Source organism: Streptomyces sp. TP-A0874 (assembly GCF_001748085.1).
Classification (GTDB): Bacteria; Actinomycetota; Actinomycetes; order Streptomycetales; family Streptomycetaceae; genus Streptomyces.
This window is the reverse complement of sequence record NZ_BBZK01000004.1, coordinates 509183-532422: the sequence shown is the minus strand read 5'-3', so window position 1 is coordinate 532422 and position 23240 is coordinate 509183. Positions and strand designations below refer to the sequence as shown.

The 23240-nt window shown below is 72.7% G+C and carries 21 protein-coding genes; 14 read left to right on the top strand and 7 right to left on the bottom strand.

From position 1 onward, the window contains the following. Nucleotides 1-2: 2 nt before the first annotated feature. A complete protein-coding gene (gene pucD, locus BGP73_RS06445; protein WP_069812480.1) occupies nt 3-2387 on the top strand; it encodes a xanthine dehydrogenase subunit D in 2385 nt (794 codons plus the stop codon). Between the two features lie 217 nt (nt 2388-2604). After that, complete coding sequence (locus BGP73_RS06440) at nt 2605-3777, top strand: XdhC family protein (RefSeq protein WP_069812479.1); 1173 nt, start codon at nt 2605-2607, stop codon at nt 3775-3777. A 93-nt stretch (nt 3778-3870) separates the two neighbouring features. On the opposite strand, the gene BGP73_RS06435 is transcribed toward BGP73_RS06440, so the two are convergent. Further along, a complete protein-coding gene (locus tag BGP73_RS06435) occupies nt 3871-5337 on the bottom strand; it encodes an FAD-dependent oxidoreductase (RefSeq protein WP_069812478.1) in 1467 nt (488 codons plus the stop codon). A 36-nt stretch (nt 5338-5373) separates the two neighbouring features. Between BGP73_RS06435 and BGP73_RS06430 the strand changes: the two genes are divergently transcribed. Further along, nucleotides 5374-6090 carry a TetR/AcrR family transcriptional regulator C-terminal domain-containing protein gene (locus tag BGP73_RS06430; RefSeq protein WP_374701125.1) on the top strand — a complete coding sequence of 239 codons (717 nt, stop codon included), beginning with the start codon at nt 5374-5376 and terminating at the stop codon, nt 6088-6090. Between the two features lie 42 nt (nt 6091-6132). On the opposite strand, the gene BGP73_RS06425 is transcribed toward BGP73_RS06430, so the two are convergent. Continuing rightward, nucleotides 6133-6912, bottom strand: a complete 780-nt coding sequence (locus tag BGP73_RS06425; protein ID WP_069812980.1) for a VOC family protein — start codon at nt 6910-6912, stop codon at nt 6133-6135. Between the two features lie 295 nt (nt 6913-7207). Here BGP73_RS06425 and BGP73_RS06420 point away from each other — a divergent pair, with 295 nt between their 5' ends. Both BGP73_RS06420 and BGP73_RS06415 read left to right on the top strand, forming a co-directional pair. Further along, nucleotides 7208-7663 (top strand): nitroreductase family deazaflavin-dependent oxidoreductase, encoded by a 456-nt coding sequence (locus BGP73_RS06420; RefSeq protein WP_069812477.1) that lies wholly within the window; start codon nt 7208-7210, stop codon nt 7661-7663. Between the two features lie 279 nt (nt 7664-7942). Beyond that, nucleotides 7943-9706: an AMP-binding protein gene (locus tag BGP73_RS06415; protein ID WP_069812476.1), complete on the top strand. Its 1764-nt coding sequence runs from the start codon at nt 7943-7945 to the stop codon at nt 9704-9706. 55 nt (nt 9707-9761) lie between these two features. Here the strand turns inward: BGP73_RS06415 and BGP73_RS06410 are convergent, their stop codons facing one another. From BGP73_RS06410 to BGP73_RS06400, 3 genes are all read right to left on the bottom strand, one after another. After that, complete coding sequence (locus BGP73_RS06410) at nt 9762-10463, bottom strand: hypothetical protein (RefSeq protein ID WP_069812475.1); 702 nt, start codon at nt 10461-10463, stop codon at nt 9762-9764. 133 nt (nt 10464-10596) lie between these two features. After that, nucleotides 10597-11613 (bottom strand): cytochrome d ubiquinol oxidase subunit II, encoded by a 1017-nt coding sequence (locus tag BGP73_RS06405; RefSeq protein WP_069812474.1) that lies wholly within the window; start codon nt 11611-11613, stop codon nt 10597-10599. A gap of 66 nt (nt 11614-11679) precedes the next feature. Beyond that, on the bottom strand, nt 11680-13059 hold the full coding sequence (locus BGP73_RS06400) for a cytochrome ubiquinol oxidase subunit I (RefSeq protein ID WP_069812978.1): 1380 nt from the start codon (nt 13057-13059) through the stop codon (nt 11680-11682). A 404-nt stretch (nt 13060-13463) separates the two neighbouring features. Here BGP73_RS06400 and BGP73_RS06395 point away from each other — a divergent pair, with 404 nt between their 5' ends. The 9 genes from BGP73_RS06395 (at nt 13464) to BGP73_RS06355 (ending at nt 20634) form a co-directional block, all read left to right on the top strand. Continuing rightward, nucleotides 13464-14129: a S1 family peptidase gene (locus BGP73_RS06395; protein WP_441350750.1), complete on the top strand. Its 666-nt coding sequence runs from the start codon at nt 13464-13466 to the stop codon at nt 14127-14129. An 88-nt stretch (nt 14130-14217) separates the two neighbouring features. Next, nucleotides 14218-14520, top strand: a complete 303-nt coding sequence (locus BGP73_RS06390; RefSeq protein ID WP_069812975.1) for a hypothetical protein — start codon at nt 14218-14220, stop codon at nt 14518-14520. Next, complete coding sequence (locus tag BGP73_RS06385; protein ID WP_069812472.1) at nt 14517-14927, top strand: helix-turn-helix domain-containing protein; 411 nt, start codon at nt 14517-14519, stop codon at nt 14925-14927. The genes BGP73_RS06390 and BGP73_RS06385 overlap by 4 nt, the downstream gene beginning before the upstream one ends. 182 nt (nt 14928-15109) lie before the next feature. Next, entirely contained in the window at nt 15110-15631 is a 522-nt protein-coding gene (gene uraD, locus BGP73_RS06380) for a 2-oxo-4-hydroxy-4-carboxy-5-ureidoimidazoline decarboxylase (protein ID WP_069812471.1), read from the top strand. Continuing rightward, nucleotides 15628-16017, top strand: coding sequence for a hydroxyisourate hydrolase (gene uraH / locus BGP73_RS06375; protein WP_069812470.1), 390 nt, complete (start codon nt 15628-15630; stop codon nt 16015-16017). The genes uraD and uraH overlap by 4 nt, the downstream gene beginning before the upstream one ends. Before the next feature lie 5 nt (nt 16018-16022). Continuing rightward, entirely contained in the window at nt 16023-16970 is a 948-nt protein-coding gene (pucL, locus tag BGP73_RS06370) for a factor-independent urate hydroxylase (RefSeq protein ID WP_069812469.1), read from the top strand. 67 nt (nt 16971-17037) lie between these two features. Beyond that, nucleotides 17038-18438: an 8-oxoguanine deaminase gene (locus BGP73_RS06365; protein WP_069812468.1), complete on the top strand. Its 1401-nt coding sequence runs from the start codon at nt 17038-17040 to the stop codon at nt 18436-18438. A gap of 139 nt (nt 18439-18577) precedes the next feature. Next, a complete protein-coding gene (locus BGP73_RS06360; RefSeq protein WP_069812467.1) occupies nt 18578-19219 on the top strand; it encodes a winged helix-turn-helix domain-containing protein in 642 nt (213 codons plus the stop codon). Further along, a complete protein-coding gene (locus tag BGP73_RS06355; RefSeq protein ID WP_079127253.1) occupies nt 19216-20634 on the top strand; it encodes an MFS transporter in 1419 nt (472 codons plus the stop codon). The genes BGP73_RS06360 and BGP73_RS06355 overlap by 4 nt, the downstream gene beginning before the upstream one ends. 126 nt (nt 20635-20760) lie before the next feature. Here the strand turns inward: BGP73_RS06355 and aceB are convergent, their stop codons facing one another. Both aceB and BGP73_RS06345 read right to left on the bottom strand, forming a co-directional pair. Beyond that, the gene (gene aceB, locus BGP73_RS06350; RefSeq protein ID WP_069812466.1) at nt 20761-22377 is read right to left on the bottom strand and encodes a malate synthase A; all 1617 of its coding nucleotides are present in this window, start codon (nt 22375-22377) and stop codon (nt 20761-20763) included. 165 nt (nt 22378-22542) lie between these two features. Further along, entirely contained in the window at nt 22543-23172 is a 630-nt protein-coding gene (locus BGP73_RS06345; protein WP_069812465.1) for a nucleotidyltransferase family protein, read from the bottom strand. Between the last annotated feature and the right edge of the window lie 68 nt (nt 23173-23240).

The following is a 23240-nucleotide window of genomic DNA, read 5'->3' as shown; positions in this document are numbered from 1 at the left end:
GCATGGGAGCGATCGGGGTACCCACCCATCTGAACCAGGGCAGCACCACCAGGGGCGGTATCGGGGAGTCCACACTGCGCCCGGACGGCACCCTCAAGGTCACCGGCGAGTTCGCCTACGCCTCCGACCTGTGGCACGAGGACATGCTCTGGGGCTGCACGCTGCGCAGCCCGTACGCGCACGCCGAGATCCGGTCGGTGGACGTCTCCGAGGCGCTGGCGGTGCCCGGGGTGTACGCCGTGATGACCCACGACGACCTGCCCGCCGCCACCCACTACGGTCTGGAGATCGCCGACCAGCCGGTGCTCGCCAAGGACGTGGTGCGCTTCCACGGTGAACCGGTCGCCATCGTCGCCGCCGACCACCCGGAGACCGCCCGCCGCGCCGCCGCCAGGATCCACGTCGAGTACGTGGAACTGCCGCTGGTCACCGACGAGGCGAGCGCCACCGCACCGGACGCGCCGATCCTGCACCCCGGCCGGACCGACCACCACGCGGCCCACACCCCGCACCCGAACATCCTGCACCGGCAGCCGATCAAGTGCGGCGACGTCGCGGCGGCCGAGGCGCTCGCCGATGTCGTCGTCTCCGGCGAGTACGAGGTCGGGATGCAGGACCAGGCGTTCCTCGGGCCGGAGTCCGGACTCGCCGTGCCCGCCGAGGACGGCGGCGTCGACCTCTACATCGCCACCCAGTGGCTGCACGTCGACCAGAAGCAGCTCGCCCCGGTCCTCGGCCTGCCCGCCGACAAGGTGCGGCTGACGCTCTCCGGGGTCGGCGGCGCCTTCGGGGCGCGCGAGGACATGTCGATGCAGGCCCATGCCTGCCTGCTGGCGCTGCGCACCGGTAAGCCGGTCAAGATCGTCTACAACCGGGAGGAGTCGTTCTTCGGCCACGTCCACCGCCATCCGGCGAAGCTCTCCTACGAGCACGGGGCGACCAAGGACGGCAAGCTCGTCTACCTGAAGGGCCGGATCCTGCTGGACGGCGGGGCGTACGCCTCCGCCTCGCCGGCCGTCGTCGGCAACGCCGCCTCACTGGGCGCCGGGCCCTACGAGATCGAGAACGTCGACATCGAGGCCATCGCGCTCTACAGCAACAACCCGCCCTGCGGCGCGATGCGCGGCTTCGGAGCGGTCCAGGCCTGCTTCGCGTACGAGGCGCAGATGGACAAGCTCGCCCGGGCCCTGGACATGGACCCGGTCGAACTCCGCCAGCGGAACGCCATGTCGCAGGGGTCCCGGCTGCCCACCGGCCAGGAGGTCGACGCCCCGGCCCCGGTCGCCGAACTGCTGCGCCGGGTCAAGGAACTGCCGCTGCCTCCGGCGGAGCAGTGGGTGGCCGCCGGACCGGAGGGCACCTCGACCGACGTCCGGGCGCTGCCCGGCGGCCTCTCCAACACCACCCACGGCGAGGGGGTGGTCCGGGGCGTGGGCTACGGGGTCGGCATCAAGAACGTCGGCTTCTCCGAGGGCTTCGACGACTACTCGACCGCGCGGGTGCGGCTGGAGGTGGTGGGCGGCGAACCGGTCGCACTGGTGCACACCGCGATGGCGGAGGTGGGCCAGGGCGGGGTCACCGTGCACGCCCAGATCGCCCGTACGGAGCTCGGCGTCACCCAGGTGTCGATCCACCCCGCCGACACGCAGGTCGGCTCGGCGGGCTCGACCTCCGCCTCCCGGCAGACCTACATGACCGGCGGGGCCATCCGGAACACCTGCCTCGCCGTGCGGGAGGAGGTGTTGCGGCTCGGTCGCGAACGCTTCGGCGACCAGCACCCGGCGTGGAGCGGCAGCGACCTCCTCCTTGAGGGCGGCAAGGTCGTCACGGCCGGCGGTGAGGTGCTCGCGGACCTCGCGGCGGTCCTCGGTGACGACGCCGTCGACCTGGAGCTGGAATTCCGGCACCGGCCGACGGAGCCCTTCGATCTGAAGACCGGACAGGGCTTCGGCCACGTCCAGTACTCCTTCTGCGCCCACCGGGCCGTGGTGGAGGTCGACACCGAACTGGGGCTGGTCAAGGTGGTCGAGCTGGCGGCGGCCCAGGACGTCGGCAAGGCGCTCAACCCGCTGTCGGTCGTGGGGCAGATCCAGGGCGGCTCCACCCAGGGGCTGGGGCTGGCCGTCATGGAGGAGATCGTCGTGTCGGACGCCAAGGTCCGCAACCCCTCCTTCACGGACTACCTGATCCCCACCATCCTGGACACCCCCTCCATGCCGGTGGACGTGCTGGAGCTGGCCGACGAGCACGCACCGTACGGGCTGCGCGGGGTCGGGGAGGCGCCCACCCTCTCCTCCACGCCCGCGGTGGTGGCGGCCGTGCGGGCCGCGACCGGGCTGGACCTGCCGCGGGTGCCGGTGCGCCCGGAGCACATCGCCGAGCTGTGAGCGATGGCCGTGGCCGCCGCGGACGCCCCGCGGCGGCCACGGCCGCTCCGCCCCGTCGGCCGACCGCGTCCGGCTGCCGAGGGCCGTCCCACCGGGACGGCCGGCGGCCCGGGGCGCCGGGGCGGGTAGACCTCCCGGACACAGCCCCGGGGCGCGGGTCCGGCCGCGCGAGCGACGGGCACCTCTTCCGGGTACCTCGAGGGAGATGAGAACGGCAATGTTGGACATCGCCGAGCAGTTGCACCGGTGGTGCGAGGAGGGGCGCGACTTCGCGGTGGCCACGGTGGTGTCCACCAGCGGCAGCGCCCCCCGCCAGCCGGGCGCCGCCCTCGCCGTCGACATGGACGGCACGGCCGTCGGATCGGTCTCCGGAGGTTGTGTGGAGGGGGCCGTCTACGAACTCTGCCAGGAGGTGCTGGAGACCGGCGAGATCCTCTCGCGACGGTTCGGCTACTCCGACGACGACGCCTTCGCCACCGGGCTGACCTGTGGTGGGACGGTGGAGGTGGCCATCGTCCCGGTGCGGGTCGGCGATCCCGGCCGACCGGTACTGGCCGCCGCGCTGGCGGCCGCCGCCCGGGCCGAGGCGGTGGCGCTGGCCCAGGTGGTGGAGGGGCCGCCGGAGTTGCTCGGCCGCGCGCTCTGCGTGCGGGCCGACGGTACCCACAGCGGCAGCCTCGCCGGAACGGCCGGCGGCGGGTCCGCGGCGGCGGGCGGTGGTCCGCTGGACCGCACGGCCGCGGCCGAGGCCCGGGCGCTCCTCCAGGCGGGGAGCACGGGGACCGTGGTGATCGGTGCCGAGGGCAGCCGCTGCGGAGTGCCGCTGGCGCTGTTCGTGGAGTCGAGCACCCCACCACCGCGCATGATCATTTTCGGGGCGATCGACTTCGCGGCGGCTCTCGCCGAGGCCGGTAGATTCCTCGGCCACCATGTGACGGTCTGCGACGCCCGCCCGGTCTTCGCCACCCCGGAGCGCTTCCCGAGCGCCGACGAGGTGGTCGTCGACTGGCCGCACCGCTACCTCGACGCGCAGCGGCTGGACGGCCGCGCCGTGCTCTGCGTGCTCACACACGACGCCAAGTTCGACGTTCCGCTGCTGCAGCGGGCGCTGCGGCTGCCGGTCGCCTACGTCGGTGCGATGGGTTCCCGCCGCACCCATCTGGACCGGCTGGACCGGCTGCGGGCCGTCGGCCTCACCGAGGCGGAACTCGGCCGGCTGCGCTCTCCGATCGGCCTGGACCTCGGCGCCCGCACCCCGCAGGAGACGGCGCTGTCCATCGCCGCCGAGATCGTCGCCTGCCGTCGCGGCGGCAGCGGGGTTCCGCTGACCGGCGGTCACACCCCGATCCACCGTCCGGCACCGGTGCTGAGCGGGTCCCCGGCCGGCTGAGCGCTTGCCCCCAGGGTCCGCGCCGGGAGCTGAGGTACAGCCTCCAGGGCCCGTCTCGGACGGGGGGACCCCCGGGGCCGGGGCGGCGCCGTGTCACCGGTGGTGCTCAGCGCCGCCCGATACGCGTGCCAGGTACGGCAGCAGCCCGTCCGCGCTCGGTCCCGCCCAGCCGACGTAGCCGTCGGGGCGCACCAGGAACAGGCCCACACCGTACGGTTCGTACTCGGGCACCCGGTGCACCCGGACGGTCTCCGGGGCGAGCGGCGGGACCGGGACCTCGGTGCCCACCGCGAGCAGCGTCCAGTGCGGCCCCCGGAAGGCGTCGAACAACCTGGCCCGCCCCGGGCGCCCGTCGGGTGCGCGGTCGCCGGCGCGCAGCGCCTCCGGCGGGAGCCGGACCCGGGCTTCGACCGCGAGCGACGAGTCCCGGTAGCCGAGCGTGAGCTGACGGGTGGCCGCCCCGCGCTCCGCCTCCCCACGGTGGATCCTGGTGGACAGCCCCAGCATGTCCGCGGCGACCGGAAGGCGCTCCTCCTCGTAGGTCTCCAGCAGCGCCTCGGGCGCCCCCTGCCGCAGCACCGCCCCCAGCTTCCAGCCCAGGTTGTAGGCGTCCTGCACGCTGGTGTTGAGACCCTGGCCGCCAGCCGGGGAGTGCACGTGCGCGGCGTCGCCCGCCAGGAAGACCCGGCCGTCCCGGAACCGGTCGGCCATCGCGGCCCGAGGCCGGAAGTCGGACGCCCAACGCACCTCGGTGAGCTGCTCCGCCGAGAGGTGGGTGCGGGCGGCGAGGGTCTTGCGCACACCGTCCGCCGAGAGGTCCGGTCCGCCGCCGTCGGTGAACCGCGCCACGAGCTGGAAGTCGTCGCTGCCCGGTAGCGGGCACAGCGTCAGGAAGTCGTCCCCGGTCGACGGGAACACATGCCAGTTGTCCCGGTCGAGCCCCGTGATCCGGACGTCGGCGACCAGCATCGGATGCGGGTCGACGGCCTCCCCGGTCATGCCGACGCCCAGCTGCCGCCGCACGGTGGAACGGCCCCCGTCCGCCGCGACGGCGTATCGGGCGCGTACCAACCGGCCGTCGTGGAGCCGGGCCTCCACCCCTTCCGGGTCCTGCTCCAGGGTGCTCAGTGCGGCGCCGAACTCGACCCGCCCGCCGAGCTCTGCCAGCCGCGCCAGCAGGATCTCCTGAGTGCGCCACTGGGGCAGCAGCCAGGGCGACGTGTACGGCTCGGCCTCGGTCGGGGGGACGTCCGGGAACATCCGGTACTCGGCCTGCCGCTCGCCGTCCCGCCACACCATGCCGACCGGGGCGCCGCCGCCGGCGGCCCGGACCGCCGCCAGCACCCCGAGATCGTCGAAGACCTCCAGGGTGCGCGGCTGGAGGCCCTTCCCTCGGGAGCCCGGGAAGAGCCGGTGCGAACGTTCGACCACCAGGGCGCGCACCCCGCGGCGGGCGAGGTCGCAGCCGAGCAGCAGACCCGTCGGGCCCGCGCCCACCACCAGCACGTCGAGGAGGTCGTCGCCTTCCGCCCCAGGTTCCTTAACGCTGTTAAGTGCCATGTTCCGAGATTACTTAACGCCGTTAGAATGTCAACCGTGGAGCGGAAACGTGCGACGAGACTCGACCGGGCCCTGGTGGCGGACACCGCGCTGCGGTTGCTGAACGAGGTGGGACTGGAAGGGCTGAGCCTGCGCGCCATCGCCCGGGAACTGGACGTCAAGGCACCGGCGCTGTACTGGCACTTCAAAGACAAGCAGGCGCTGCTGGACGAGATGGCGACCGAGATGCTCCGGCGGATGAACGCGGGGTTCACCCAGCCCCCCGGGGACTGGCGGGAAGCCCTGACGCTCGCGATGCGCGGCCTCCGGGCGCACCTGCTGAGCTACCGCGACGGTGCCAAGGTCTACAGCGGCACCCACTTCACCGACACCTCGTACGCCGGACCGATGGAAGCCCACCTCTCCCGACTCACCCAGGCAGGGTTCCCGCCGGCGGCGGCCGCCCGCGCGTGGTTGACGGCGTACAGCTACACCATCGGCTACGTGATCGAGGAACAGGCCATGGGGCCCGCCCCCGCGCACGGAGTCGACGGCTATGACCTGGACGCCCGTGCCGAACGTCTGGCCGAGCACCCCCTGGCCGCGGAGGCCGGCTACGAGATCTTCCAGCAGCACGAAAGCGGCTTCGAGACCGGCCTGCGTGCCGTGGTGGCCGGGATCGGGGCGACCCTGCTGCCCTCAGGGTCGGCAGAACACGCGGGGTCGGCGGAACACGCGGGGCCGGAGGGGAGCCGCGAGCCGGACGGCGGGTGACGGCGCCAACCGGATCAGAGCGGGCGGATCAGAGCGGGCGGATCAGAGCGGCTTCCCCGGCGTGGAGATCACCGCGAACTCCGCGCCGAAGGGGTCCGCGAGACGGGCGTAGCGGCTGCCGTCCTCCTCCACCTCCACCGGTTCCACCTTCAGCGAGCCGCCGAGCGCCAACGCCCGCTCGACCGCGGCGTCGCAGTCGGGTACCGAGAAGTAGACCAACCAGTGCGGCTCGGCCCCCGGGGTCTGCGGCATGATGCCGCCCTGGGTGGCGTCCTGCCCACCGTCCGGCGGACTGATCAGCGTGTACTCCGTTCCGGCGAACGGCACCTCTGCCGTCCGCCAGCCGAAGACCGAGCCGTAGAAGGCGCGCGCCGCGTCCGGATCGGGGGTGAACAACTCGGTCCACTCCAGGGCTCCCACCGCGCCGACCAGTTGCAGCCCGTCGTTCTCCCCCGGCTGCCAGACGGCGAACCGGGCGTCGGTCGGGTCGCTGTACGCCGCCAGCCGCCCGGCCGTGAAGACGTCCGTCGGGCCGGTGCGCACGGTGCCGCCGGCCTGCTGCACCGCCTCGGTGGTGGCATCGACGTCCGGTGCCATGAAGTACACCGTCCAGGCGCTGCGCGCGCCCTCCTCGGTCAGCGGCCCGGTGGCCGCCACCGTCCTGCCGTCCAGCTTGTACAGGCCGTAGCCGCCCGCGTGCGGCCCGAGGGACTCCCGCTCCCAGCCGAAGAGGTCGCGGTAGAAGACCGCGGAGGCCGGGATGTCGGGGGTGGCGAGATCGATCCAGTTGGGCGCGCCGGTGACGTACTGGGTGGTGAGCATGGGGTCCTCCGTCGACGAGACCGGTCCGGCTGCGAGGGGTGCACCTTCCTCCAGACTGACCTCGGGCCCGCCGCCCCGCACCTCGGCCGCCACCCGTTCCGCCGCGCTTCGGGGCCCGGGCGAGCGGGGCGCGCCGCCCCGGCCACTCTGCCCGCGGCGGTATGGCGGCCGTCTTGAGGCGCGCCGGGCGGGACGCTGGTGATGCCGCCCCGAGCGGCCGATGATGACTCTGCGAAGTCGGGCGGACCGGAAGGCTCCGCCTGATCCAGCCCCACCGACGAGAGGAGCTTTCGGCATGGCCCGCAGCGAGAACACGTCGACGGAGAGCGAGGAGGTGCGGCTCAGCCCGACCGAGTGGGTGCGGGAGCAGGCCGTGCGCTACGAGGAGTCCGGAGGCACCGAGGGCACCAGTATGAACGGCTCGCCCTGCCTGCTGCTGGACCACCGCGGGCGCAGCAGCGGAGCCTGGCACCGCACCGTCCTCATCTACGGCCGGGACGGGGACGACTACCTGATCGTCGCCTCCAAGGGCGGCGCCGACGAGCATCCGCAGTGGTACCGGAACATCCAGGAGCACCCGGACGTCCGGCTCCGGGTGCTCACCGAGCGGTTCCACGCCCGCGCCGAGACCCTCTCCCCGCAGGAGAAGGCCCGCGTCTGGCCGCACATGGTCTCCATCTACGGCCCCTACGACGAGTACCAGCGCAAGACCGAACGGGACATCCCGGTGGTCCGCCTCCACCGCCTCTGAGCGGGTCCGCGGATCTGCGTTCCGGTCCTGACAGGTCTCCCGTCATCCCCGGCGGCGGACGAGGGCGGCCCACGGCGCCTCGCCGTGTCGGCGGAAAGCCCGGATACGCCCGGTATCCGGGCCTCCCTCCGGCTTGCCAAGCACCGCCGCCGCGGCCGCACGCCCACCACCAGGGACGACGGGACGCTTCTCGGACGAACTCATCCGGCAGGCATCTGGTGCGAACGAGGTCGTGGAGCCCACGATGCACTGAGCGGTTTTGTCGATGAGGAGGAACGCATGCCGGCGACTGACGTGACGGAACAGTTCCGCACCGCGCGGGACTTTCTGCTCCGCCACCGGGAGGACTACGCCTCGGCCTACGAGGGTTTCCGATGGCCCCAGCCGGCCGAGTTCAACTGGGCGCTCGACTGGTTCGACCGGATATCCGACCGAGCCGAGTCCGGCCGGGCGACCGCCCTGCACATCGTCGAGGAGGACGGTCGGGAGACCCGGGTCTCCTTCTCCGAGATGACGGCCCGCTCCAACCGCGTCGCGAACTGGCTGCGCGCCCAGGGGGTGCGCCCCGGTGACCGGATCGTGGTCATGCTCGGCAACCAGGTCGAACTGTGGGAGACGGCGCTCGCCGCGATGAAACTGCGCGCCGTCGTCATCCCGGCCACCCCGCTACTCGGCCCGTCCGACCTCGCGGACCGGGTCGGCCGGGGCCGGGCGAGGCACGTGCTGGCGCGGACGGGGGACACCGCCAAGTTCGACGGCGTGCCGGGCGACTACACGCGGATCGCGGTCGGCGGGGACGCCGGGGCCGACGGCGTGCCGGGCGACTACACGCGGATCGCGGTCGGCGGGGACGCCGGGGCCGACGGCGCGCCGGGCTGGCTGCGGTACGAGGACGCGCGGCGGCAGTCCGAGCTCTTCGAACCGGACGGCCCCACCGCCGCCGGTGATCTGCTGATGCTGTACTTCACCTCCGGGACCACCGCCCGACCGAAACTCGTCGAGCACACCCACCTGAGCTACCCGGTCGGGCATCTGGCGACGATGTACTGGATCGGGCTCCGGCCGGGCGACGTGCACCTCAACATCTCCTCGCCCGGCTGGGCCAAGCACGCCTGGAGCAATCTCTTCGCACCGTGGAACGCCGAGGCCACGGTCTTCATCCACAACTACGGTCGCTTCGACGCCGGCCGGTTGATGGAGCAGATGGACGCCCACGGGATCACAAGCTTCTGCGCGCCGCCGACCGTCTGGCGGATGCTCATCCAGGCCGACCTCACCCGGCTCCGCCGGCCGCCGCGCGAGGTGGTCGCGGCCGGTGAGCCGCTCAACCCGGAGGTCATCGACCGGATCCAGGCGGCCTGGGGGATCACCATCCGGGACGGCTTCGGACAGACGGAGACCGCGGTGCAGGTCGCCAACACCCCGGGGCAGCCGGTGAAGAACGGCTCCATGGGCCGCCCGACCCCCGGCTTCACCGTGGCGCTGCTCGACCCGGTCACCGGTGAGCCGCGCACCCGTCCGGGGGAAGAAGGGGAGATCTGCCTGGACCTCACCGACCGGCCCGTCGGTCTGATGACGGGTTACCACGGCGACCCCGAGCGCACCGCGGAGGCCATGGCCGGCGGCTACTACCGCACCGGAGACATCGGTGTGCGCGACGCCGAGGGCTACCTCACCTACATCGGCCGCTCCGACGACGTGTTCAAGGCGTCCGACTACAAGATCTCGCCGTTCGAGCTGGAGAGCGCCCTGCTGAAGCACGAGGCGGTCGCGGAGGCCGCCGTGGTGCCAGCCCCCGATCCGGTGCGGCTGGCCGTTCCCAAGGCCTACGTGGTGCTCGCCGAGGGATGGGAGCCCGGGCCGGAGACCGCGCGGGAGATCTTCGCCCACTCCCGGCAGACGCTCGCCCCGTACCAGCGGCTGCGCCGACTGGAGTTCGCCGATCTCCCCAAGACCGTCTCCGGCAAGATCCGGCGGGTCGAACTGCGGGAGCGCACCGCGGCCGGCAGCCGGGACGAGTACCGCGAGGAGGAGCACCGCTGACCCCGCCGGCGTCCGGAGCCGGGGCCCGGCCGAATGCGGCTCCGGACGCCACCGGTCAGGGCCCGGTCCGGGCGAGTTCGTCCGCGGCGTCGTTGACCGGCCGCGGAGTGCCCGTCAGATCCATGACGAAGAGCGGGAGACGAACCCCGTCGGCGCGGGCCCGGGCCTGGTGGCCGTAGCCGGCCAGGGAGAAGAAGACGGCCACGGCGGAGGCGTTGAGCCCGTGCAGCCACAGGCACTCCACATCCCGCACGGTGGACGGCCGGGTCGTCGGGTCGACGCGGGCGACGACACCGGTGCCGTACAGGGAGACCTCGCCGCCGCCCCGGGCCTCCGACGGCCGCACGTCCCGGAAGCCAAGCCACTTCAGGTACTCGGCGCCCGCGGTGACCGCGTCCTGGCCCGTGCGGATCGTCACCGGCCGGAAAGCGGGCCGCCGGGCCGGGGCGGGAACGCGAAGTCCCTCCGCCGCCCGGCTGACCAGTGGCGCGGCGGCGACGGGCGGAGGCACCGAGAAGCGCAGCAGCGCTCCGCAGGAGCAGCCGAGCTCCGGGCTCGGCCAGTCGTCCAGCCGCTCGCAGGAGAGGCAGCGGACCGTCACCCATGACCCCTCCCAGGTGTGGTGCCGCAGCGGTACCGGGGGATCGCCGCTGATCGGTGGCGTCAGCGGCGCGCCGCAGGAACAGGGCAGGGTGAGCGGTGTGAAGGAGTGCTCCCGGTGGCAGACCGGGCACCGTACCTGCACGCTCTGGGGCATCTCGCGCTCTCCTGCCGTGGTGTGGGGGTGGGGAGCCACCATCGTCCCCGGACCGCGGCGCCGTTCGCCACCTGCTGGAATGTTCCGATGCCCGCGGCACCGCCTGCCCGGGGGCTGCCGGGGCTGCTGGGGCTCAGGAGGTGGGACCGGTGGTGTCCCGCGGCGCCCGTTCGCGCTGGAAGATCGAGTACAGCCACCACAGCGACGGCACGAGCAGGGCCGCTCCGATGCCCAGCCCGGCCAGGCAGGCGCCGAGCACCGTGTCATGGGAGGCCGCCTCGGCGACGGTGACGTCCGGCACCAGCATCGCCGGATACTGGGCCGCTCCCCAGGACCAGAGGATCGCCGCGACGGCCAGCGCGGCCACCCCGCGCGCCGCCACCGGACGCCACCGCAGCAACAGCAGGGCGGCCGGTCCGGCGCAGGCGCTGAGAACGACCAGCGGCAACGCCCGGTGGGTCAGGCCGTGGAAGAGCCGCGGCGCGTCGGCGTGCAACACGGCGATGCCCGCCAGCGAGACCGCCCCGGCCAGCAGGCCGCTGCCCCAGGCGCGGCGCCGGAACCATGCCGCCACCTCCGGATCGGCCGACCGGACCGCGTCACCGCAGAGGTAGACGGCCGCCAGGTAGCCGCAGACGATCACGGCCAGACACCCGCCCAGGACCGAGGTGGGGTTGCACCAGCTGCTGATCACATGCCCCTCGGCCAGCCCCGGGGGCACCCTGCCCGAAGCCACGGCTCCCGCCACCGTGCCGAGGAAGTAGGGGGTGAACACCGAGGAGAGCGCGAAGCAGCCGCCGAACAGCCGGCGTTGCCACAGCCGGCTGCTGGCCTTGCGGAAAGCGAAGGCGGCGCCGCGTGCGATGATCCCGAGCGCCGCGAGCGTCAGCGGGATGTAGAGGGTGGAGAGCACCGCGGCGAAGACGGGGGAGAAGCCGGCCCACAGCAGCACGATGACGAAGATCAACCAGACGTGGTTGGCCTCCCAGACCGGCGCGATGGTGTGCTCGATCAGGGCTCTGCGGGGCATCCCGCGACGGCTCCCGCCGGCCAGCAGGTCCCACTGGCCCGCACCGAAGTCGGCGCCGCCGAACAGCGCGTAACAGGTCAGGCCGGTCCACATCACGGCGAGGGTGACATCGGCGAGCATCGTGTTCTCCCAAGTTGTCGGCTCTCCCGGGCGCACACCGCCGGCCCGCCGCGGACCGGCGGGGGATCAGGCCACCGGCTGGTCCCGGACCTCCCCCTCCTGCGGGGCGACGGGCACCGGTCGGTCCCGCGCCAGCCGGCGCAGCACGTACAGCGTCGCCACGGTCATCGCGGCGTACACCAGCAGCACCAGCCACAGCCCGTACATCAGCCCGGGGGCCGGATTCACCGCGTCGTGCACGGTCATCAGCCCCTGCACCACCCAGGGCTGTCTCCCCATCTCGGTGACCACCCAGCCGCATTCGAGGGCGACGACCGCGGCCGGACCGGTCAGCACCGCGAGACGGAGGAACAGCCGCATGCCGGGGAGCCGGAGCACGTCGGTCGCTCCGGAACGCCGTCGGAACCACTGGGCCACCAGCAGCCAGGCCGCCATGGCCAGCAGGAACAGGCCCATGCCCACCATCAGGTCGAAGGCGATGTGCACCCCCGTCACCGGTGGCCAGTGGCTCCGGGGCACCTGGTCCAGCCCCTTCACCACGGTCGTGGTGCGGTAGCCGACGAGGAGCGAGAGACCGCTCGGGATCTCCAACCCGTACTGGAGCCCGTCCTTCCCGGAGATGCCCCCGATGGTGAGCGGCACATGGCTCCCCGTCCGGTACACGCCCTCCATCGCCGCCAGTTTGGCCGGCTGGTGTCCGGCGACGAAGCGGGCCGCCCAGTCGCCGACCACGAGCTGGAACGGGGTGACGACCGTGCCGAGGGTGAACGGGATGAAGAACCCGGCCCGGTGGTACCGGTCGTCGCGCCCCCGCAGCAGGGCCACGGCGTAGACCGAAGCGGTCAGGAAACCGGCCACCATGAGAGCGGCGAGGATCATGTGGAGGGTCTGCGGCGGGCTGGCCGGATTGAACATGGCGGCCCAGGGATCGACCGAGGTCACCCGTCCCTGGTGCACGGTGAACCCGCTGGGCTCGTTCATCCAGGCGTTGGCGCACACCACGAAGAAGGCCGAGGCGATCCCCGCGACCACGATCGGCACCCCGGTCAGCAGATGCCGGCCGGGCGACAGCCGGTCCCAGGCGTACAGGTAGATGCCCAGGAAGATCGCCTCGACGAAGAACGCGATCCCCTCAAGGGCGAACGGCAGGCCGATGACCTGCCCGTAACGGCCCATCAGGCCCGGCCAGAGCAGACCCAGCTCAAAACTGAGGATGGTCCCGGAGACGGCGCCGACGGCGAAGAGGACCCCCATCGCCCGGGCCCACCGGCGGGCCAGGATGCGCAGGCCCGGCTCCCCGGTCCGCCAGCCCCACCACTCGGCGGCCAGGGTCAGCAGCGGGAGTCCCACCCCCAGACAGGCCAGCACGATGTGCCAGGCGAGCGAGAAACCCATCTGGGCGCGTGCCGCCGAGAGGTCACCCGGGGTCGCCGGAGCCGCGAGCAGCGCACCCGGCTTCCAGACGCCCTGCGTGAGCGGTTCGAGGAGTCGGACGATTCGGTCGGTGGGCACGGCGGGACTCCTCCTCGAGCGCCAGCGGGGCTGGGTGCTGGGCGGTCTCCGTCCGTACCCGCGGCGCTCGGGTTTCCAAACGGCGACGCCGCCATCCGCAGGACACCGCTCCGTTCTGCCCGGACCCTTGCGGGCACGGCCCGCCGTCCTCACACTTGCCTCGCCCCTCTCGCGTCCCTGGGAACGTGCCGGGGTGCGGTTTCGGGCGCACGCCGTTCCCGCCGGCGGTCCGCGCCGGCGTCCGCGAACAAGGAGGTCCCGTGAGGTTCCCAGGTTTCCCGCGTCGCCCCAAGAGACCCGGCCGGCCGCTGGCGGCCGCACTGCTCGGCCTGGTCGCGATGGGTACGCTGGCGGTTCCGAGCGCCCATGCGACACCGCCGGCGGTCTCCTCGGCCGACGCGGCGCACACGGCCGCAGCTTCCGCGGCCCCCGCGCAGCACGCCCAGGCCGCGGCGACCGCCGTCTCCGGCGGTGACAACGTCTACTCCTCCGGCTACCGCTGCACCGTCGGGTTCAACGTACGCGGCGGATCCGAGGACTATTTCCTGACGGCCGGTCACTGCGCCTCGGCCGGCAACGTCTGGTACACCTCCCCGGACCAGACCACCGAGGTCGGGGTCACCGCGGGCGTCACCTTCCCCAGCAGCGACCACGCTCTGGTGCGGTACACCAACGACGACGTCCAGCGCACCGGCACCGTGGGCGACGTGCCCATCACCGGAGTGGGAAACCCCACCATCGGTCAGCAGGTCTGCCAGCGGGGCGGCGTCTCCGGCGTTCGGTGCGGGCAGGTCACCGGGCTCAACCAGACCGTCAACTTCGGCAACGGCCAGGTGCTCACCGGTCTCATCAGCACCAACATCTGCTCGGAACCGGGTGACACCGGGGCACCGCTGTACGCCGGCTCCCTGGCGCTCGGCATCCTCATCGGCGGCGGCAACTGCTCCTCGTTCTACATACCGCTCAGCCAGATCCTGGCCGCGTACGGCGTGACACTGCTCTGACACACCGACAGGTGCCCGGGCCGCCCCCTGGCCCGGGCACCCGGCGTCCCGGGATCGGCCGGGGCGGCGCCGCTACGGTGTAGGCATGGTGCGATTGAGGGTTGAGTTCACCACCGAACCGTTCGACCTGGACGAACCACCGGCCCACGCGGAAGCGGCACGGGAGGTCGTGCAGAACGCCGGTATGGACACGGTGGACGTAGGGCCGTTCGGGAACACGGTGGAAGGGCGGGCCGAGGCCGTGCTCGGGGCGGTGGACGCGCTGCTGCGGCGGTCGTTGGAGGCAGGAGCCACCCGGGTGTCGCTCCAGGTCAACGTGGTCGACGGGGGCGGGCGGGAGGCCGGCCCGGGCGGGGCCGCCGCCGTACCCGAGGACGGGGGAGCGCGGTGACCGTGCCGGACGACCACCCGTTCGTCGCCGCGGTCCGGCCGCTCGTCGACGCCCTGGGCGGGCGGATGTTCCCGCCCGAGCAGGCCCGCGGCGATGACGTGGTCCTGGCCTGGGAGGGCGAGGAGTTGCTGGCGGTGCGGCTGCCGCACCTGTCCGCCTCACTCGACCACATACTGGCGGACCTGGAGCGCCGGCACGGGAAACCGCTGTCCGAACTCGACCGGAAGGCTAAGCAGTCCGTCGTGCGCACCCTGGAGGAGCGCGGCGCGTTCACCGTGCGGCACGGAGTGGAGACCGTGGCCAGCGCCCTGGGGGTCAGCCGGTTCACCGTCTACAACTACATCAATGCCCAGGAGGAGAGGCGGAACCGGCAGCGCGGGGGCGCGGCGGCCTCGGGTCCCGCCTGACACCGCGCCGCCGGAGCGGTCCTGCTGCCAGGGCGATCTGACCAGGGGCTACGTCCCCGGGCCGTGGTCCACCGGGACGAGGCCGCAGCGCCCCACCGGCACCGGTCTTCAACAAACTGTTGACGCCTCCGCGCTGAGGGCGTTAGCTGGTGCCCCGTCTCGCTCCAGGCGCGGAGGTCCCTGTGACTTCGAGCTCCACACCCCCGGGCGGTCTCGCCCGGTTCAACACCGCACCCCGGGCGGCGGCCCGGGCCCTGCTCGGGGAAGTCTGCGCCAGCACCGCCTGGGGCGGTGCCCTGCTCGCGGGCCGTCCCTACAGCAGCACCCGAGCCCTGCTGGAGGCGAGTGACGCGGCGACCGCGGCGCTCACCTCCGAGGACCTCGCCGAGGCCATGGCCGGCCATCCGCCCATCGGCCGACCGATCCCCGGCGACCCGGCCTCGACCCGCGAACAGCGCGGGATGGCGGACGCCTCCGAGGCACTGCGGTCGGAGATGCTGCAACTCAACCTCGCCTACCAGGAGAGGTTCGGCCATGTCTTCCTCATCTGCGCCACCGGCCTGACGGCGGAGCGGATGCTGGAGGAGATCCGGCGGCGGATGGCCGACCCGCCGGAGCGGGAACGCGAGACCGTCCGAGTGGAACTGGGCAAGATCAACCGAATCAGACTGAACCGTCTCATGGCGGAAGGCAGCGGCACATGAACCCCAGCACCGCCTCGGTGTCCACCCACATCCTGGACACCGCCGTCGGACGCCCCGCCTCGGGCGTCACCGTCCTGCTGTCGGTACGCCGCGGCGGCGCCACGGAGTGGACCGGGCAGGGTGGCTCGCGCACCGACGCGGACGGGCGCTGCAAGGACCTGCCGGCCCTGCCGGCCGGCACCGCCGAGGTACGCCTCGAGTTCGCCGTCGGACCGTACCTCGCCGGACAGCACCGCGGCGACGGCGCGGCCGGTGCGGAGCGTGCCGGGGGTGCCAGGGCGTTCTTCCCCGAGGTGACCGTCACCTTCGCCGTCGAGCCCGGTGAGCACTACCACGTGCCGCTGCTGCTCAGTCCGTTCGGCTACTCCGTATACCGAGGGAGCTAGCGAGGATGTCTTCTCTTCCACCGCCGCACCGTCCGGCGGTGATCGGCCAGAACCAGTACGGCAAGGCGGAGACCCGGGTGGTGAGGGTCGTCCGCGAGGGCGACGTCCACCACGTCAGGGACCTCAACGTCTCCATCGCCCTCTCCGGCGCGATGGACGAGGTGCACTACCGGGGGGACAACGCCAATGTGCTGACCACCGACGCCACCAAGAACACCGTCTTCGCCTTCGCGCGGAAGTACGGCATCGAGTCGGCCGAGCGGTTCGGCATGGAGCTGGCCCGCCACTTCCTCACCAGTCAGGAAGCGATCCACCGGGCCCGCGTCAGGATGGAGGAGTACTCCTGGCACCGGATAGCGGTGGCCGGTTCCGCCGCGGCCGAGGCGCCGCGCGAACACTCCTTCGTCCGCTCCGGCGAGGAGACCCGCACCGCCCAGGTCAGCTTCGACGGGACGGACTGGGAGATCGTCTCCGGGCTGCGGGACCTCACCGTCCTCAACACCACCGACTCCGAGTTCTGGGGCTACGCCAAGGACGAGTACACCACCCTGCGGGAGACCCGCGACCGCATCCTCGCCACCGACATAGCGGTCTGCTGGCGCCACGGCTGGGACGGCGGCGCGGAGGGGGAGCCGCACTGGGACGAGAGCTACCGGGAGGTCCGCCGGCACATCCTGGAGGCGTTCGCCCAGACCTACAGCTACTCGCTCCAGCAGACCCTCTACGAGATGGGCGCCCGGGTCGTCGACGAGTGCGAGGAGGTGGAGGAGATCCGCTTCTCGCTGCCGAACAAGCACCACTTCCCGGTCGACCTGGAGCCTTTCGGCATGGTCAACGAGTCCGCCGACGGGGCGGTCTACTTCGCCGCCGACCGGCCGTACGGCCTGATCGAGGGAACGGTGCTGCGGACGGGGGCCGAGCAGCGGATCCCGGTCGACATGACCAACCTCTGACGGCCACCCCGGCCCCCGCCCGTCCCGGTCTCCACGCCCCGCCCGTCCAGCAGAACGAGGAAGCGCCATGTCAGCACCAGAGGCACCCCCCGGCCGACCGGTCGAGCGCACCGTGATCGAACACTGCGCCGTCGCCACCGTGGACGCCGACGACACCGAGTACACCAGCGGCCATGTCGTCGTAGCCGGCAACCGCATCGAGTCCGTGGGGGAAGGCCCCGCACCCCGCGGGCTCACCGGTGTGGCACGCCGGATCGACGGCAGCGGCCATCTGCTCACCCCGGGCCTGGTCAACACCCACCACCACTTCTACCAGTGGCTCACCCGCGGCCTGGCCCAGGACGCCAACCTCTTCGACTGGCTCGTCGCCCTCTACCCGACCTGGGCCCGTATCGACGAGCCGATGGTCCACGCGGCCGCCCGCGGATCGCTGGCGATGATGGTCCGCGGCGGCGTCACCACGGCGGCGGACCACCACTACGTCTTCCCGCGCGGCTCCGGAGACCTCCTGGGGGCCGAGATCCGGGCGGCCCGGGAACTGGGGGTCCGCTTCAACCCCACCCGCGGCTCCATGGACCTGGGGGAGTCGGACGGCGGACTGCCGCCGGACTTCGCCGTGGAGAGCACCGAGGAGGCGCTGATCGCCACCGAGGAGGCGATCGACACCCACCACGACCCCTCCTTCGACTCCATGCTCCGCATCGGCGTCGCCCCCTGCTCCCCCTTCTCCGTGACGACCGAACTGCTGCGCAGCGCCGCCGAACTGGCCCGCCGCAAGGGCGTGCGGTTGCACACCCACGGCTCGGAGACGGTCGAGGAGGAGCGGTTCTGCCGGGAGCGCTTCGGAATGGGCCCCACCGACTACTTCGAATCCACCGGGTGGCTCGGCGGCGACGTGTGGATGGCCCACTGCGTCCACATGAACGACTCCGACATCGAGGCCTTCGCCCGCACCGGTACGGGCGTCGGCCACTGCCCCAGCTCCAACGCCCGGCTCGCCGCGGGCACCGCCAGGGTCCCCGACATGCTCCGAGCGGGTGTCCCGGTCGGCCTCGGGGTCGACGGCACGGCCTCCAACGAGGCCGGGGAACTCCACACCGAACTCCGCAACGCGCTCCTGGTGCACCGCCTCGCCGGCGGTGAGAAGGCGCTCGGCCCCCGCCAGGCGCTGCGGCTGGGCACCTACGGCGGGGCCCAGGTGCTCGGCCGCGCCGAGGAGATCGGCTCCGTCGAGCCCGGGAAACTCGCCGACCTGGCGCTGTGGAGACTGGACGGGCTGGGCCACTCCACCATCGAGGACCCGGTGGCGGCGCTGACGCTCGGGGCGCCCGCCCCGCTGACCCTGCTGCTGGTCGACGGGCGGCCGGTCGTCGAGGAGGGCCGGCTCACCACGGTGGACGAGGAGGAGGTCGCCTCCGGCGCCCGGGACGAGGCGCGACGCCTCTCCCGGATCGCCGCGCAGCGCTGACCACACCCCGCCGCCGGAGCGCCGGTGCGGGCCGGCGGCGGGGTGGGGTCGGCAGCGGCTCCCGGACGCACCGCCCGGCAGCGGAGAGGATCACAAAGAACCCTTTGCAAAGACTTCTTTGTGGAGCTACGGTGCCTCCATGCCGAGTGAATCCGAGGGAGCGGGGCGGACGGACGGTGACGGGCCCGATGTCGTCACCCTGGACGCCAAGGGGCTGCGCGCGCTGGCCCATCCGGTACGGGTGCAGCTCGTCGGTCTGCTGAGGACGTACGGACCGTCGACCGCCACCCTGCTCGCTGCGCGCCTGGGGCTGAACTCCGGCGCCACCAGCTACCACCTGCGGCAGCTGGCGGAGGCCGGCTTCGTGGCGGAGGAGACCGGGCGCGGCAACGCCCGGGAGCGCTGGTGGCGCTCGGTGCACGAGTCGACGGAGTTCGACGACCAGGAGCTGATGGAGCGGGAGCCCGAGGCGGCGCTCGCCTATCTGCGGTCCATCGTCGCCGCCCACACCCTGCGCGCTCAGAAGGCGGTCGACGAGTTCCTGACGATGTCCACCGCCTGGCGCCACGCGGGCGACATGAGCGATGTGGCGCTGCGGCTCACCCCGGATGAGGCGGTGAGCCTGCGAGAGGAGTTGCTCTCGGTCGTCCGGCGCTATCGGGCGGACACCCCGTCCGAGACCGCCGCGGCGCCGGAGGAGGCCGAACGGGTCATGGTGATCCTTCAGGTGCTCCCGGAGCTGGGTGTCCCGGCTCCGACCGACCCCGAGGCCGCGGAATGACGAGGCCTCAGGCCGGGCCGCGGAAGGACGGGGCCGCGGACCGGCGGAGCTGGCGGCCGCTGGCCGGCATCCTCGCGGCCATCGCGGTCTCCCTCACCGGGACCCGGGTCTCGGCCATCGCGCTGCCCTGGTTCGTGCTGGTCACCACCGGCAGCCCCACCCAGACCGGCCTGGTCGCCTTCTGCGAGATGGCCCCCTACGTGATCGTCAAGGCCTTCAGCGGGCCGCTGGTGGACCGGGCGGGCCCCCGCAGGGTCTCCTGGGCCGCCGACACGGCGAGCGCCGCGGCGGTCGGGACGATCCCCCTCCTGCACGGGCTGGACCTGCTCTCCTTCTGGCTGCTGGTGGCGCTGGTCACGGTGGTGGGGGCGGCGCGCGGACCGGGCGACCTCGCCAAGGAGGTCATGGTCCCCGAGGCGGCCGACCTGAGCGCCGTGCCGCTGGAGCGGGCCACCGGTCTGTCCGGAGTGGTCGAGAGACTGGCCTCCACCGTCGGCCCGGCGGCCGGCGGCGCACTGGTGGCGCTCCTGGGCCCGATGGCCGGGCTCACCCTCAACGCGGGATGCTTCGCGCTCGGATCGCTGATCATCGCGGTGGTGCTGCCGCGCGGCATGGGCCGGACGGCGGAGCCGGCCACGGGGCGCTCGGATCAGGGCACGGAGCCCGGCTACTGGCAGCGGTTCGCGGAAGGGTACGCCTTCCTGCGTCGGGACAGGCTCCTCTTCACGGTCATCGTCGTCATCGGCATCACCAACCTGCTGGACGCCGCCTTCATGGCGGTGCTGGTACCGGTCTGGGCCAAGACGTCCGGCGGAGGGCCGGCGGCGATCGGGTTGACGAGCAGCGTCGGCGGGGTCACCGCCGTCGCCGGAAGCCTGATAGCAGCGACGGTCGCCCACCGGATGCGGCGGCGTCCGGTGTTCTTCGTGGGTTTCCTGCTCGCCGGAGCCCCCAGGTTCCTGATCCTCGCGGCGGACGCCCCGATGTGGGCCGTGCTGGCGGTCTTCGCGGTGGGCGGCTTCGGCGGCGGTTTCCTCAACCCGATCCTGGGCGCGGTCTCCTTCGAACGCATCCCCCGCCACCTGCTCGGCCGGGTGAGGGGGTTGGGGGACTCGGTGGCCTGGGCGGGGATCCCCCTCGGTGGCCTGCTGGCCGGGGCCGCGGTCTCGTTCTTCGGCCTCGCGCCCGCTCTGGTCGCGGGCGGAGCCGCGTACTTCCTGACCACGAATCTGGCCGGGCTGCGGCCGGAGTGGGCGGAGATGGACCGGCACCGCGGCCAGCGGCCGCCGGCCGGCGGATCGGTGCCGGTGGCGGGATCGGTGGACGGGGGTGCTCTGGGCGAAGCCTCCCCGCCGTCCCCCGCGCTCTCGGACGCCGGAGACGGCTCACACCCCGGGGGCGCGGTTCCGGGGTGAGCCTGGCGGGGCCCGCCCCGCGGAGAGCGAGGCGGGCACGCCGAAGCGCATGGGAAGACGGGCCGGGGGCGTCCCACCCCGAGGGAGCGGGGCAGGGTGTTCCCGGCCCGCCGGGGAACGCCGCGGTCAGTCCAGGAGTTCGTAGGCGGGCAGGGTCAGGAACTCCTCGTAGTCCTCGTCGAGCGCGACACGGAGCAGCAGGTCGTGGGCGCGCTGCCACTCCCCGGCGGCGAAGGCCTGCTCGCCGACCTCCTCCCGGATCGCGGCGAGTTCCTCGGCGGCCACCCGGCGGACCAACTCGGCGGTGACCTTCTCGCCGTCACCGAACTCCACACCCGCGTTGATCCACTGCCAGATCTGGGAACGGGAGATCTCCGCCGTGGCGGCGTCCTCCATCAGATTGAAGATGGCCACCGCCCCAGCGCCGCGCAGCCACGCCTCGATGTAGCGGACGCCCACCTGCACGGCGTTGACCAGTCCGGCGTAGGTCGGCCTGGCGTCCAGTGAGGCGACGTCGATCAGATCGGCCGCGGTGACCCGCACGTCCTCCCGGAGCCGGTCCTTCTGGTGCGGCCGGTCACCGAGGACCGCGTCGAAGGAGGCCGCCGCCACCGGCACCAGGTCGGGGTGGGCCACCCAGGATCCGTCGAAGCCGTCAGCGGCCTCCCGGTCCTTGTCCGCCCTGACCTTCTCCAGTGCCACCCGGTTGACCTCGGGGTCCCGCCGCGAGGGGATGAACGCGGCCATACCGCCGATGGCGTGCGCCCCGCGCTTGTGGCAGGTGCGCACGAGGAGTTCGGTGTAGGCCCGCATGAACGGAGCGGTCATGGTGACGGAGTTCCGGTCCGGCAGGACGAACCGGGACCCGCCGTCCCGGAAGTTCTTGACGATGGAGAAGAGGTAGTCCCAGCGGCCGGCGTTGAGTCCCGAGGCGTGGTCCCGCAGTTCGAAGAGGATCTCGTCCATCTCGTAGGCGGCGGTGATGGTCTCGATCAGGACGGTGGCGCGCACACTGCCCTGCGGAACACCGATGTGGTCCTGGGCGAAGACGAAGATCTCGTTCCAGAGCCGGGCCTCAAGGTGTGACTCGGTCTTCGGCAGGTAGAAGTAGGGCCCCTGACCCCGCTCCAGCAGCCGCCGGGCGTTGTGGAAGAAGTACAGCCCGAAGTCGACGAGCGCACCGGGCACCGGCCGCCCTTCGGCGTCCCGCAGATGGCGCTCGGCCAGGTGCCAGCCCCGCGGGCGGGTGACGACGGTGGCCAACTCCGGGTCCGGCCGCAGGGCGTACGCCTTGCCGCGGGCGTCGGTGAAGTCGATGCGGCGCTCGTAGGCGTCGATCAGGTTGAGCTGGCCGAGGATGACGTTCTCCCAGGTGGGGGCGGAAGCGTCCTCGAAGTCGGCGAGCCACACCCGGGCGCCCGAGTTGAGCGCGTTGATGGTCATCTTCCGGTCAGTGGGACCGGTGATCTCGACCCGGCGGTCCTCCAGCGCCGGTGGTGCGGGCGCCACCCGCCAGTCGCCCTGGCGGACCTCGGCCGTCTCCGGCAGGAAGTCCAGGGTGCTGGTGCGGGCGATCTCACGGCGGCGCTCGGCGCGGCGCGCCAGGAGTTCGTCCCGCCGGGGGGTGAAGCGGTGGTGGAGTTCGGCGAGGAAGACCAACGCCGCGTCGGTCAGCACCTCTTCCTGGCGGGGCAGTGGTTCGGCGTCGACGATGGTCAGCGGGGACGGCGCTGGTGTGGACATGGGCTTCTCACTCCTTCAGCGGGCGGTGCCCGGAAGCGGTGGACCGCGGCGGGGCGACGGGGGGACGGCCGTCCGAGAGCGCCGTGGCCCGCTGTCTTGGGGTTCCCCGGGGATTCGGTTTCGCGGATTCTGTTTCGTGGAGAATAGTTTCCTTATCGTGGAAACTCAATGGCTGTTCGGTGGGGCGAGCAGGGTGAGATCGGCCGGTGTGTCGATATCGTCCGCCGCCGCGACGTCGGAGCAGTCCACGAGACGCAGCCGGGTGGCCTGGCTGCGTAGATAGCCGCGGGCTCCCTGGTCGCCGACCGCGCCACGGGCGACCTCCGGCCAGTGGTCGGCACCGAACAGCACGGGGTGGCCGCGGTGTTCTCCGTAGCGGGCGGCCACCAGGCTCGACGGGGAGCGGTACTCGGCGGCCACCCGGGCCACCGCCGCGGCACCCACCCCCGGCTGGTCGACCAGGGTGACCAGCACGGCCCGCGCGCCGCCATCGGCGGCCGCGGCGAGTCCGGCGCGGAGTGAAGTGCCCATGCCCTCCTGCCAGGCAGGGTTGTCCACCAGCAGGCACCCCGGCAGCCGCGCCCGCTCCCGCACCCGCTCGGCCGCCGCGCCGAGTACCACGTACACCGGGGCGCAGCCGCCCTCCCGCAGCGCCAGCGCCGCGTGCTCGACCAGTGGCCGTCCCCGATGGCTCAACAGCGCCTTGGGGTGCCCGCCCAACCTGCTTCCGCCCCCTGCCGCCAGCAGCACACCGGCGACTCGGGGGGCCGGCCCGTCCGGCCGTGAATCCGACATGAGTCCCTGCCTACCGCAAACCGATGCCCCTCGGTGTCGAGATCGTGTGGATCGGAGGGATATACCCT